The organism is Proteus faecis (assembly GCF_030286765.1).
Taxonomy (GTDB): Bacteria; Pseudomonadota; Gammaproteobacteria; order Enterobacterales; family Enterobacteriaceae; genus Proteus; species Proteus faecis.
In genome coordinates this window covers 126,547-139,075 of record NZ_JASVWV010000004.1, presented here as the reverse complement: position 1 = coordinate 139,075, position 12,529 = coordinate 126,547, and the positions used below count along the sequence as shown (strand labels likewise).

General features: G+C 39.1%; 11 protein-coding genes and 1 tRNA gene. 7 read left to right on the top strand and 5 right to left on the bottom strand.

Features of this window, described 5'->3' with window-relative positions; translation table 11 throughout:
- Positions 1–50: 50 nt before the first annotated feature.
- From prs to lolB, 3 genes are all read right to left on the bottom strand, one after another.
- Positions 51–998, bottom strand: a complete 948-nt coding sequence (gene prs, locus QSH13_RS07685) for a ribose-phosphate diphosphokinase (RefSeq protein WP_036912921.1) — start codon at positions 996–998, stop codon at positions 51–53.
- Between the two features lie 87 nt (positions 999–1,085).
- Positions 1,086–1,961, bottom strand: coding sequence for a 4-(cytidine 5'-diphospho)-2-C-methyl-D-erythritol kinase (gene ispE, locus QSH13_RS07680; protein ID WP_196544255.1), 876 nt, complete (start codon positions 1,959–1,961; stop codon positions 1,086–1,088).
- Positions 1,958–2,596, bottom strand: a complete 639-nt coding sequence (lolB, locus tag QSH13_RS07675) for a lipoprotein insertase outer membrane protein LolB (RefSeq protein WP_196544256.1) — start codon at positions 2,594–2,596, stop codon at positions 1,958–1,960. Before lolB ends, ispE begins: the two co-directional genes overlap by 4 nt.
- 240 nt (positions 2,597–2,836) lie before the next feature.
- Between lolB and hemA the strand changes: the two genes are divergently transcribed.
- The 6 genes from hemA to mnmL are packed head-to-tail and all read left to right on the top strand — an operon-like array spanning position 2,837 to position 8,695.
- Positions 2,837–4,099: a glutamyl-tRNA reductase gene (hemA, locus tag QSH13_RS07670; RefSeq protein ID WP_196544257.1), complete on the top strand. Its 1,263-nt coding sequence runs from the start codon at positions 2,837–2,839 to the stop codon at positions 4,097–4,099.
- 28 nt (positions 4,100–4,127) lie between these two features.
- Positions 4,128–5,210 (top strand): peptide chain release factor 1, encoded by a 1,083-nt coding sequence (gene prfA, locus QSH13_RS07665; RefSeq protein WP_109397607.1) that lies wholly within the window; start codon positions 4,128–4,130, stop codon positions 5,208–5,210.
- Positions 5,210–6,058 (top strand): peptide chain release factor N(5)-glutamine methyltransferase, encoded by an 849-nt coding sequence (gene prmC, locus QSH13_RS07660; RefSeq protein ID WP_196544259.1) that lies wholly within the window; start codon positions 5,210–5,212, stop codon positions 6,056–6,058. The genes prfA and prmC overlap by 1 nt, the downstream gene beginning before the upstream one ends.
- Positions 6,042–6,851: an invasion regulator SirB1 gene (gene sirB1 / locus QSH13_RS07655; RefSeq protein ID WP_196544280.1), complete on the top strand. Its 810-nt coding sequence runs from the start codon at positions 6,042–6,044 to the stop codon at positions 6,849–6,851. The genes prmC and sirB1 overlap by 17 nt, the downstream gene beginning before the upstream one ends.
- 57 nt (positions 6,852–6,908) lie before the next feature.
- Positions 6,909–7,763: a 3-deoxy-8-phosphooctulonate synthase gene (gene kdsA, locus QSH13_RS07650; RefSeq protein ID WP_109397604.1), complete on the top strand. Its 855-nt coding sequence runs from the start codon at positions 6,909–6,911 to the stop codon at positions 7,761–7,763.
- 8 nt (positions 7,764–7,771) lie between these two features.
- A complete protein-coding gene (gene mnmL, locus QSH13_RS07645) occupies positions 7,772–8,695 on the top strand; it encodes a tRNA modification radical SAM protein MnmL/YtqA (RefSeq protein WP_109397603.1) in 924 nt (307 codons plus the stop codon).
- 113 nt (positions 8,696–8,808) lie between these two features.
- Here the strand turns inward: mnmL and dauA are convergent, their stop codons facing one another.
- Complete coding sequence (dauA, locus tag QSH13_RS07640) at positions 8,809–10,509, bottom strand: C4-dicarboxylic acid transporter DauA (RefSeq protein WP_109397602.1); 1,701 nt, start codon at positions 10,507–10,509, stop codon at positions 8,809–8,811.
- A gap of 576 nt (positions 10,510–11,085) precedes the next feature.
- Positions 11,086–11,173 (bottom strand) — tRNA-Ser (locus tag QSH13_RS07635).
- Positions 11,174–11,489: 316 nt separating this feature from the next.
- Between QSH13_RS07635 and ghrA the strand changes: the two genes are divergently transcribed.
- Complete coding sequence (gene ghrA, locus QSH13_RS07630) at positions 11,490–12,431, top strand: glyoxylate/hydroxypyruvate reductase GhrA (RefSeq protein WP_286039009.1); 942 nt, start codon at positions 11,490–11,492, stop codon at positions 12,429–12,431.
- Positions 12,432–12,529 lie beyond the last annotated feature (98 nt).

Here is a 12,529-nt window from a genome sequence, read left to right as displayed (position 1 = left end):
ATGCTATAGCGGGTTTAGTTATCTCAAATTACAATGAATGTTATAACAAATTAATGTTCAAACATTGCAGAGATTGACTCTTCATTGCTAATACGGCGAATTGCTTCAGCCAACATGCCAGAAAGAGTCAATGAGCGGACTTTATTTAATGCTTTGATTTCTGCTGATAACGGAATTGTATCGCAGACAACCACTTCATCAATAACAGAGCTTTTGATGTTCTCAACAGCATTACCAGAGAAGATTGGGTGAGTCGCGTAAGCAAATACGCGTTTCGCACCACGTTCTTTCAGCGCTTCAGCTGCTTTACACAATGTACCGCCTGTGTCGATCATATCGTCAACAAGGATACAGTCGCGGTTAGCAACATCACCAATAATATGCATAACTTGAGAAACGTTAGCACGAGGGCGACGTTTATCAATGATAGCCATATCAGTGTCGTTTAGCAGTTTAGCGATAGCACGAGCGCGAACAACACCGCCAATATCTGGAGAAACAACAATAGGGTTGTCCAAATCTTTTTGAAGCATATCTTCTAAAAGAATTGGGCTGCCGAAGACATTGTCAACCGGTACATCAAAGAACCCTTGGATTTGTTCTGCGTGTAAGTCACAGGTTAAAACGCGGTCTACGCCTACACTAGATAAGAAATCCGCAACAACTTTTGCCGTAATAGGAACACGGGCTGAACGAACACGGCGATCCTGACGGGCATAACCAAAGTAAGGAATAACAGCAGTGATACGACCAGCGGAAGCTCGACGTAATGCGTCAACCATGACTACTAATTCCATTAAGTTATCATTAGTAGGTGCACAGGTTGATTGAATGATAAATACATCACCACCACGTACGTTTTCGTTGATTTGCACACTGACTTCACCGTCGCTAAAACGACCTACAGCCGCGTCTCCTAGGCTAGTGTAGAGTCGGTTGGCAACACGTTGAGCCAGTTCCGGGGTTGCGTTACCAGCAAAAAGCTTCATATCGGGCACGAGAAAAACCTCAGGCTTGCGTCCAGAGAGAGATATTGTTGACCTGTAGAGAACGTGTTTATGAACATAAGGTTTGTAAACATCATTTTACGGGTGCAATAACACAGGTATCCTTGAGCGGAATAAATGCAGAGGGGAAATGTTGACGCCTTGCGCTACAAACCCATGCACCCACTCAGGGGCGTTAATTAACACTTCACTAGCGGCAACTTGTGAGTCGAACTCGCCGAACACACATGCACCTGTCCCAGTTAAGCGTGACGGTGCATATTCTAACAGCCACGAAAGCAGATATTCAACCTCACGAAAACGTTTTCTTGCGATCATTTCACAGTCATTTTCAAACGGAGCCTTTAATAATGCGCCAAGAGAGCGAATAGGAGAATTACGTTTTAATTCTGGATCTGTGAAGATTGTCGGTGTTGGAATGGAAATTCCAGGATGTGCGACCAAATACCACTGCTCTTTTGGTTCTGCTGGGGTCAAAATTTCACCAACACCTTCGGCGAATGCGGCATGACCTTTTACAAATACGGGGACATCTGCGCCCAAACTAACACCTAATTCGGCTAAGATTTCGTCGCTTAGTCCTGCTTGCCAATGGTAATTAAGTGCAATTAATGTCGTTGCTGCATTGGATGAACCGCCACCTAAGCCACCTCCCATAGGAAGTTTTTTATCGACACTGATATCTGCACCGTGATACTGCAAAGGGATATTATGTTGTTGGCAATAATCACGCAGCAATTTAGCGGCTTTAATAATTAAATTATCTTTATCTTTTACACCATCAATTGGCGTTAAGATAGTTAACTGGGTATCATCACGAGGTGTAATGGTTAATGTGTCACCATAATCTAAAAACTGAAATAACGTTTGCAAATTGTGATAACCATCAGGGCGTTTTCCCGTGATGTAGAGAAAAAGATTTAATTTGGCAGGAGAGGGCCAACTTAGAGTCATTGCTGTATATCCCAGTTATCCATTTTTAATTTGATAGTACGTTCGCCTTGTTTTAACTCAAGGCGCTGTGGCAAGTTGGGGGTGGTACTTGAATCATAAGCTTGGTAAGTCACGATCCAATCACCTTCAGGTGCTGGTAATGTGACAGATTTTAATAAGTGATTAGCATCTAACTCGAAATCAGTTGCATCACCTGGTAAACCAATAAGCCAAGCACGCAGATTTTTGAGTGGAATAACCATACCTGTAAGTTGGTAGATCATCTCTGCAGGGTTGTCGCTATAATATTTTTTACCTTTATTATCAGTAACTTCAATTACGCCGGGCATGACATTTAAATCAAGTTCGGTTGTACCTAAAGGATTGGTAAGTAATAAGCGATAACGTTCATCGGCTCTGTCTTGCCAATAGAATCGGGCATAGGTTTTGTTGGTATCTTCGATATAAGCAAAAGCGCCTCGAGTTTCATATTGTGAAATTTTTTTTAATGCTTGTTGGCGAGCTTGCCATTGCACATCGTTATCAGATGCCAAACCTTGAGTCTTTATCTGATTTAGATTACAGGCACTCAGCAACAACGCCGTTAGCGGGATAAGGCGCAGGAGTTGTTTGGTTGAAAAAAAGCGTGAACACATAGCTGAGACATTCCTTTAATTCGTTATTAGTTGAAAAAAAGAGTATCATAAACCTTATGATATAACGATATTTCGTTAAATTGTGTATAGAAATCTTCTATCACTCAAGTAAGCTCTTTTATTGAATCTGTTCATCAAGTAGAATGACCGGAATGAAGAGTCCATACTAAATGCGCTGTTTTAGGTTTACACTAAGTCAAGTCGCGAGGCGGTATTTATTCATAACTCGATATAGTTGATATGACGTTATTAGCATTAGGTATTAATCATAAAACAGCCCCCGTTGCTTTACGTGAGAAAGTCTCTTTTTCTCCCGATACCATGGGTGATGCCTTAAATAACCTCTTACAGCAACCCGCTGTTAGAGGCGGTGTTGTGCTGTCTACTTGTAACCGTACTGAGCTCTATCTTAGTATGGAAGACAAAGAAAATAGCCATGAACAGCTTATTCGCTGGTTATGTCAATATCACCAAATAGAGCCAAATGAACTGAAAAATAGTGTTTATTGGCATCAGGATAATCAAGCTGTCAGCCATTTAATGCGAGTGGCGAGTGGCTTAGATTCTTTAGTATTAGGTGAACCGCAAATATTAGGGCAAGTTAAAAAAGCCTTTGCCGATTCTCAAAACTATCACTCACTCTCTTCAGAGCTGGAACGTTTGTTTCAAAAGTCTTTTTCAGTTGCGAAAAGAGTGAGAACAGAGACTCAAATTGGTGCGAACGCAGTTTCTGTTGCTTTCGCTGCTTGTACATTAGCACGTCAAATATTTGAATCGCTGTCTTCTTTGACTATTTTGTTAGTAGGGGCCGGTGAGACAATAGAATTAGTTGCTCGCCACTTGCGTGAACATCAAGTTAAAAAAATCGTTATTGCTAATCGCACAAAAGAACGTGCTCAGCGTTTAGCAAATGAAGTGGATGCCGAAGTCATTACATTATCAGATATTGACGAATGTCTTTCACAGGCTGATATCGTCATTAGTTCTACGGCAAGCCCATTACCGATTATTGGTAAGGGAATGGTTGAAAGAGCGCTTAAAAAGCGCCGTAATCAGCCTATGTTGCTGGTGGATATCGCGGTTCCCCGTGATATTGAGCAAGATATCGAAAAACTGAATAATGTTTATCTTTATAGTGTTGATGATTTAGAAGCGATTATTCAACATAACCGTGAACAACGCCAAGCTGCTGCAATTCAAGCAGAGCATATTGTCCAGCAAGAAAGCGGACAATTTATGGATTGGCTACGGGCACAAGGTGCTGTGGGGGCAATTCGAGAATATCGAGACAGCGCTGAAATGTTACGTGCAGAAATGACAGAAAAAGCCATCACATTGATACAAAATGGAGTGGATGCAGAAAAAGTTATCCAACAACTCTCTCATCAATTGATGAATCGTCTTATTCACACACCAACAAAATCTCTTCAACAGGCTGCCAGTGATGGTGATATTGAACGCCTGAATTTATTACGTGAAAGTTTGGGTATTACCCATAATTAACTTTGTCTAACAGGATCTTAATCTACGAATGAAGCCTTCTATTGTCGCTAAGTTGGAAGCTCTACAAGAGCGTTATGAAGAAATTCAGGCACTTCTGTCAGAAGCCGATGTTATTGCCTCTCAGGAGCGTTTTCGTGCGCTTTCAAAAGAATACTCTCAATTGACTGACGTCACGACTTGTTTTAGCCAATGGCGAAAAGTGCAAGACGATATCGAAGCAGCTGAAATGATGCTTGATGATCCTGAAATGAAAGAGATGGCACAAGAAGAGCTAAAAGAAGCACAAGCATTAAACGATGATTTAGAGCAACAACTACAAGTGCTGTTACTGCCTAAAGATCCTGATGATGAATTTAACTGTTTCCTTGAAATTCGTGCGGGAACTGGAGGCGATGAAGCGGCATTATTTGCGGGTGATTTATTCCGTATGTATAGTCGTTATGCAGAATCACGTCGCTGGCGTATTGAAGTCATGAATGCTAACGAAGGTGAGCATGGTGGCTATAAAGAAATCATTGCAAAAGTCGTCGGCGATGGCGCTTATGGTGTATTGAAGTTTGAATCTGGTGGTCACCGTGTTCAACGTGTTCCTGAAACGGAATCTCAAGGTCGTATTCATACATCTGCTTGTACGGTTGCCGTATTAGCTGAAGTACCTGAAGCTGAATTACCTGAAATCAGTCCAAGTGACTTGCGTATTGATACATTCCGTTCTTCAGGGGCGGGTGGTCAGCACGTTAACACTACCGATTCTGCTATTCGTATTACGCATATTCCAACAGGAATTGTGGTGGAATGTCAGGATGAACGTTCACAGCACAAAAATAAAGCTAAGGCGATGTCTGTATTAGGCGCACGCATTCGTGCGGCTGAAATACAAAAGCGTCAAGAAGCAGAAGCTTCTGAACGTCGTAACTTATTGGGCTCAGGTGACCGTTCTGACCGAATTAGAACGTACAACTTTCCACAAGGTCGTGTCACTGATCACCGCATCAACCTCACTTTTTATCGTTTAGATGAGGTGATGGAAGGAAAATTAGAACCATTAATTCAGCCTATCGTGACCGAATATCAAGCGGATCAACTTTCAGCACTTTCTGAGTTAAATTAATGAATTATGAACAATGGCTGCGTAAAGCAGCCTTGCAATTAATCGAAAGTGACAGCCCTAAACGAGATGCTGAAATTCTCCTTGGTTACGTAACAAAACGTACTCGCACTTATTTAATTGCCTTTAATGAAACGGTACTTTCGTCAGACGAATTAGCTCAATTATCGCAATTGCTTACTCGACGCATTAAAGGTGAACCTATTGCTTATTTAGTCGGCGAGAGAGAGTTTTGGTCACTGCCTTTAAAAGTCTCACCTGCAACATTAATTCCTCGTCCAGATACAGAATGCCTTGTTGAAAGAGCATTAGAAAAACTGCCATTAGAGCCAACCTGTATTCTTGATTTAGGAACTGGAACCGGCGCTATTGCGTTAGCAATGGCATCAGAACGCCCAGACTGCCATATTGTTGGTGTGGATTTTCAAGCTGAAGCAGTGAAATTAGCGCAAGAGAATGCAAGCAATTTAGCATTAAACAACACCGAATTTATGGAAAGTTGTTGGTTTAGTTCACTCTCTGGGCATCAATTTGGTATGATAATTAGTAATCCTCCTTATATTGATGAAAATGATGAGCATATTCATCAAGGGGATGTTCGTTTTGAACCTTTAACTGCATTAGTTGCTGGTAAAAATGGTTTTGCTGATATCGAAATTATCATTGAAACTGCTCGTCAGTTTTTAACTGATAATGGTTGGGTATTATTGGAGCATGGCTGGCAACAGGGTGAAGGTGTACGCAATATTTTTATTGATAAGGGTTACTGCTGTGTGGAAACTTTCCGTGATTATGGCGGTAATGAGCGAGTGACAGTAGGTCGTTGGAATTATGATAGAAACCATAGCTGATTACGAATTTAATAAAGCCCCTTTAGTTAAGGGCATGATCCTTATCTCTCAGGCTATTCGACCTGATTTTCCAACCACTTCTGTTGGTTACCAACTAGCACAGTTAGTTGAACAAGCAGAAGCTGAAATTCCCCAACAAGGAAATATTAAAGAGCAGCTAGAAGCATTGCTAAAACTGTTTTATAAACAGTGGCATTTTAGTGGTGCTAGTGGCAAATATCGCCTTTCTGATACTTTATGGTTAGATAAAGTATTAGCGACTCATGTAGGCTCTCCTGTTTCATTGGGCTCGATTCTTATTTATATCGCGCAAGCGTTAAATTTACCCTTAGTACCGGTTATCTTTCCTACACAACTTATTATCAGAATAGATATTCCTAATGAACAACCGTTATTTTTAAATCCAATAAATGGTGAATATCTATCGCAACATACTTTAGAAGTTTGGTTAAAAGGGAATGTAGGTGGCTCTTCTGTATTATTAGCGGCAGATTTAGAAGAATCAGAATATAGCTCTATTATTCGTAAGCTTTTGGATACATTGAAAGTATCTTTAATGGAAGAAAAGAATATGGAGCAAGCATTAAAAGCCAGTGAAACGGTGTTAATGTTTGATCCTGAAGATCCTTACGAAATACGTGATCGCGGACTTATTTTTGCTCAGTTAGAGTGTAATCATGTGGCGATTTCTGATTTAAACTATTTTGTTGAGCAATGTCCTGAAGATCCTATTTCAGAGATGATCAAAATCCAAATTCATTCGATAGAACAAAATCCTATTGTTCTACATTAAAAATTTAAGAAACGTACTTCATTAACACAGTACATTACAAACAGTATAGGGATAAATATGCAACATAAAGTGGTGAATATTGGTGATATCAAGGTAGCAAATGACCTGCCATTTGTGCTTTTTGGTGGCATGAATGTATTAGAATCGCGCGATTTAGCCATGCGTATTTGTGAGCATTACGTCACTGTAACTCAAAAACTGAATATTCCTTATGTATTCAAAGCTTCTTTTGATAAAGCAAACCGTTCTTCAATCCATTCTTACCGTGGCCCAGGCTTAGAAGAAGGGATGAAAATTTTCCAAGAGTTAAAAGAAACTTTTGGCGTTAAAATTATTACTGACGTTCATGAAGCTGCACAAGCTCAACCTGTATCAGAAGTTGTGGATGTTATCCAATTACCTGCATTTTTAGCGCGTCAAACTGATCTTGTTGAAGCGATGGCAAAAACAGGTGCAGTGATCAACGTGAAAAAACCGCAGTTTGTCAGCCCTGGTCAAATGGGGAATATCGTTGATAAATTTAAGGAAGGCGGTAACGACCAAGTTATTCTGTGTGATCGCGGTAGTAATTTTGGTTACGATAACTTAGTTGTTGATATGTTAGGTTTTCATGTCATGATGCAAGCATCACAAGGTGCACCAGTTATTTTTGACGTTACGCATTCATTACAATGCCGTGACCCATTTGGTGCTGCATCTGGTGGACGTCGTGCACAAGTTGCAGAATTAGCACGTGCAGGTATGGCTGTTGGTCTTGCTGGGTTATTTCTTGAAGCTCATCCAGAACCAGATAATGCTCTTTGTGATGGCCCATCAGCGTTACCACTTGCAAAATTAGAGCCTTTCTTAGCTCAAATTAAAGCAATTGATGAAGTGGTAAAAAGTTTCCCAGAGTTAGATACCAGTAAATAAAATGTGTTATGCAACTGCATACGGTTGTTAATATGTTCGGCGCTGATCTTCAGCGCCGTTATCACGAAAAAATCCACAAAATCACCCTTCATGGCGGTTTCAATTGCCCTAATCGTGATGGTACGCTGGGGCGAGGTGGCTGTACCTTTTGTAATGTTTCTTCGTTTGCTGATGAATTAACGCAATATCACTCTATTGAAGAACAAATCGCGGAACAAGCGAGAAATATTAGTCGAGCTCGCCGTTATCTTGCTTATTTTCAAGCCTATACAAGTACTTATGCTGAAGTAGAATACTTACGCAATCTATATGAAACTGCATTATTGCAAGCTAATATGGTGGGGCTATGTGTAGGAACTCGACCAGATTGTGTCCCTGTTAGTGTGTTAGATTTGTTACAAAGCTATCAAGACCAAGGTTATGAAGTGTGGTTAGAGTTGGGTTTACAGACTGCACATAATAAAACATTAAAACAGATTAACCGAGGGCATGATTTTCAGTGTTACCAAGCCACAACTCGAGAAGCAAGGCGTCGTGGTTTAAAAGTGTGTACCCACTTGATAGTGGGGCTTCCTCGTGAAGATCATGCACTTAATATGCAAACCTTAGAACGCATTGTTGAAACTGGGGTTGATGGCGTGAAATTACATCCTTTACATATTGTTGAGGGCAGTATTATAGCCAAAGCATGGAAAGCAGGGCGTTTAACGGCATTAACACAAGAACAATATGTTTATACTGCTGGTGAAATGATCCGTCATACACCACCTGAAGTTGTTTATCACCGTGTTTGTGCCAGTGCAAGAAAGCCAACTTTATTAGCGCCTGAATGGTGTGAAAATCATTGGCTGGGTATGAATGCACTTTATCAAGATTTATTAAAAAAGGGTGTGCAAGGCAGTGGTATTGGTAATGCGTTTATTCCTTATTAAGGATAAAGTTGAAATTAATAATTTATCAAATCAAATATTATAATTATTCGCAATTAAAAACGCCTTTAATTTTAATTAAAGGCGTTAAGTTTTTATCTGAAAAATCTAAATAATTACTGAATTAATTCCAAATCATCCAGTGCTTTTTGTAATGAAGGATAGAAATTCAGTGTCCCTTCAATTGGTGTAACTCTTGCTCTTGCCAACGTTTTTAATGGTTGGAAAGGAATATCACACACAATCACATGAGTATCGTCTTTAACATCAGTAACGAAATGCTGGAACGCATGTAATCCACCCGCATCTAATACAGGAACTGCATCCCATTGCATAATAATGGTTTTATAACCTTTACTGCGTTCGCGTAACTCATTAAAGATACGTTCAGCAGCGGCAAAGAATAATGGGCCATTAACACGTACAACCAATAACTGCTTATCATCATCAGTATAAGTGGATTCAGTTATTTTGGTCATATTAGCAATACGGCGCATAAATAACAGTGAAGCCAACACAATACCGATAGTAATTGCAATAACCATATCAAAGAGAACGGTAAGCGATAAGCATAATATTAAGACAATAATATCGTCTTTAGGGGCGTGTCGAATAAGATCAATAACTTTACGCGCTTCACTCATATTCCATGCAACAATTAACAGCAGTGCTGACATTGCGGCTAAGGGTAAATAAGAAAGAAAAGGGGCTAATACAAGTAAAGTGAGTAACACTAATAATGAGTGAACAATAGCTGAAACTGGTGATGTTGCACCTGCACGCACGTTGGCAGCTGAACGTGCAATAGCTGCAGTCGCTGTAATACCACCAAAGAAAGGAGCAACAATATTGCCAACACCTTGTCCAACTAACTCGCCATTAGAGTGATGTTTTTTGCCTGTCATGCCATCAAGTACAACTGCACATAATAACGATTCAATTGCACCTAATATTGCCATTGAAAAGGCTGCGGGTAATAAAGCAGAAACGGTGCTCCAATTTAATTCCAGTGATGTACCTGAGCTAGGTAAATTCCAAGGTAAAACAAACTGAGGCAAAATAGGTGGAATACCTTGGCCGGTTGTTCCATTAGGAAGTATATAACTAAATTGCGAGCCAATTGTTGCAACATCATGACCGAACATATTCACAATACCCATTACTGCAGTACCCGCGATTAAAGCGGGTAAGTGTCCAGGTAAACGTAAATTCAGCTTAGGCCAATAAATTAAAACAAATAGAGTTGTTAGACCAATAAGCGTATCACCAAGATGAATAGTTGGTAATGCAGAGCCTAGAGCAATAACTTTGTCGATATAAGTTTCTGGCACATGTGCTAATTCAAGACCAAAAAAGTCTTTTACTTGCATCGTGGCGATTGTAATAGCAATCCCTGATGTAAATCCAAGTGTTACAGAAACAGGAATATATTCAATTAGCTTACCAAAACGAGCTAATCCCATAACCACTAAGATCACGCCAGACATAAGCGTAGCAATCAATAAGCCACTCAAACCAAACTGTTGTGATACAGGATAAAGGATCACAACAAAAGCAGCTGTAGGGCCTGAAACGCTGTATCGAGAGCCACCAGAAACAGCAATAACTATACCGGCAATAGCTGCGGTATAAAGACCGTATTGCGGAGGAACACCGCTACCAATTGCCAAAGCCATGGCTAAAGGTATCGCGATAATTCCGACGGTGATCCCTGCAATAATATCTTTTAATAAACGCGCAAAAGAGTAAGGCTCTTTTACACATGCATCAATAAATGCACTAAAGGGGCGAACCCGGTTAACTTTATGAGTTTTCATTTAGGATTAAACCAAAATAAGAAGTCAGATGCCGAATAACGACGATAAGGAAAAAAGAGGATATCGCTTTTATTCGCTGATAATAATGTGATATATCAAATTATTAATGCATATCTTAAAGCTTAGTAAAAATAAAATCAATTAAACTAATAAGTTAACCTAAATAGATAATGTAATGTATCTTATTGTGTTTATTCTGTTGCTTGCTTGAAAATAAAGTTTAAATTTATTTAAAATTATAAAAAGCGTTTTGTTTTAGAATAAATGTCGTTTATAGATAAAATAATGAAAACATTTTCATGTCATAAAAATCTGATAGGTATAAATAACAAATACATAAGTTATTTTAATTCATTAAAATTAATTATCAGAGATTATTAAGTGATAAAAGAAATTATTAAATAAACGATTAAGCAAAAAATAGAATAAAAAATATGTTGTATACTAACAATTATATCATCAAAAAATGAAGGGGAATGGATATCAATAACTTAGTGAAGAGAAACGAGGCTATAAGTGTGTTTTTTGAACAAAAAAACAGAGCTTAGCTAAAAAGCTAAGCTCTATCTTAGAATATGGCGGTGAGAGAGGGATTCGAACCCTCGATACGTTGCCGTATACACACTTTCCAGGCGTGCTCCTTCAGCCTCTCGGACATCTCACCGTATTGTTGTTGGATATGTACTTAACATCTCTCAACGGGGCGCTACTATATGGAAAAGGATCATAGGCGTCAACAGCTAAATGCATTTTTCCTTTAACTTTTGTATCAAGCAGTCAAATAAAAAACAATATGCACAAATGCTAGACAAATTATGCAGTAAAGCAATACCAATATGGAGTGTTGTATTGAAAACAGAATGAAGAATTTCGTTAACTGGTTAACATTCTCAACATTTTTATTAACAACTTATTCAAAGAGACTTGAAATCAGAACGTAACCCTCGCACCCTATGATAAAAATGCTGGAGGAAGGCAAAATGAATATTATTTATTATCATCCTTTTTTTGACGCAGAAACATGGATCAATGGTATGAAGGCGCGTTTGCCAAATGCCAATATACGCATTTGGGAAGCGGGTGATAATCAACCTGCTGATTACGCGATGGTTTGGCTTCCTCCTTATGAAATGCTTGCAAGTCGTAATCACCTTAAAGGTATTTTTGCATTAGGGGCTGGTGTTGATGCTATTTTAAAACAAGAACAACAAAAGCCTGGCACATTACCGACAGGTGTTCCTGTTATGCGTTTGGAAGACACCGGGATGGGGCTTCAAATGCAAGAATATGCGATTGCTAAAGTGATGTATTATTTTCGTCGAATGGATGATTATAAACGTCAACAATCACAACGCTTATGGAAACAGCTTCCTGCGCATTCTTATGATAATTTCGTGATTGGTGTGTTAGGTGCGGGTGCTTTAGGTGGAAGTGTGGCAACTAAACTTGCCGAGCTTGGTTTTAAAGTTCGTTGCTGGAGTCGCAGTGAAAAACAAATTAAAAATGTTGAAAGTTTTTTTGGTAAAGAGCAACTGAGTGATTTCCTTAAAGAGTGCAATTTACTGATTAACTTATTACCCTATACGCCAGAAACTCATGGTATATTGAATTACTCACTCTTTGAACAACTTAAACCTTCTTCTTATTTAATTAATCTTGCTCGTGGTGCGCATTTAGTTGATCAAGATTTATTAGAGGCAATTGATCAAGGGCATATTGCAGATGCTACTTTGGATGTTTTTGCTCAAGAACCTTTAGCGGGAATGCACCCATTTTGGACACACCCTCGCGTTTCTATTACACCACATATTGCTGCTTTCACTATTCCACATATAGCTATGGATACGATTGTTGATAATATTCAGCGAATTGAAAAGGGAGAAAAACCTTTTGGTGTAGTTGATATGAAGAGTGGTTACTAAGTCTATTTTATTTATTTTTAATTTTAGATAATAGGCAACAAAATTTTAATTTGTTGCCTATTTTTTACTTCTGACTTTCAAAAAAAAATATTTTTTTA

What these genes read in the sequence shown, in the direction of transcription:
- prfA (WP_109397607.1), top strand. Translation starts at nt 4,128, where the DNA reads ATGAAGCCTTCTATTGTCGCTAAGTTGGAAGCTCTACAAGAGCGTTAT.
- ispE (WP_196544255.1), bottom strand. Translation starts at nt 1,961, where the DNA reads ATGACTCTAAGTTGGCCCTCTCCTGCCAAATTAAATCTTTTTCTCTAC.
- kdsA (WP_109397604.1), top strand. Translation starts at nt 6,909, where the DNA reads ATGCAACATAAAGTGGTGAATATTGGTGATATCAAGGTAGCAAATGAC.
- dauA (WP_109397602.1), bottom strand. Translation starts at nt 10,509, where the DNA reads ATGAAAACTCATAAAGTTAACCGGGTTCGCCCCTTTAGTGCATTTATT.
- hemA (WP_196544257.1), top strand. Translation starts at nt 2,837, where the DNA reads ATGACGTTATTAGCATTAGGTATTAATCATAAAACAGCCCCCGTTGCT.
- ghrA (WP_286039009.1), top strand. Translation starts at nt 11,490, where the DNA reads ATGAATATTATTTATTATCATCCTTTTTTTGACGCAGAAACATGGATC.
- lolB (WP_196544256.1), bottom strand. Translation starts at nt 2,596, where the DNA reads ATGTGTTCACGCTTTTTTTCAACCAAACAACTCCTGCGCCTTATCCCG.
- mnmL (WP_109397603.1), top strand. Translation starts at nt 7,772, where the DNA reads ATGCAACTGCATACGGTTGTTAATATGTTCGGCGCTGATCTTCAGCGC.
- prmC (WP_196544259.1), top strand. Translation starts at nt 5,210, where the DNA reads ATGAATTATGAACAATGGCTGCGTAAAGCAGCCTTGCAATTAATCGAA.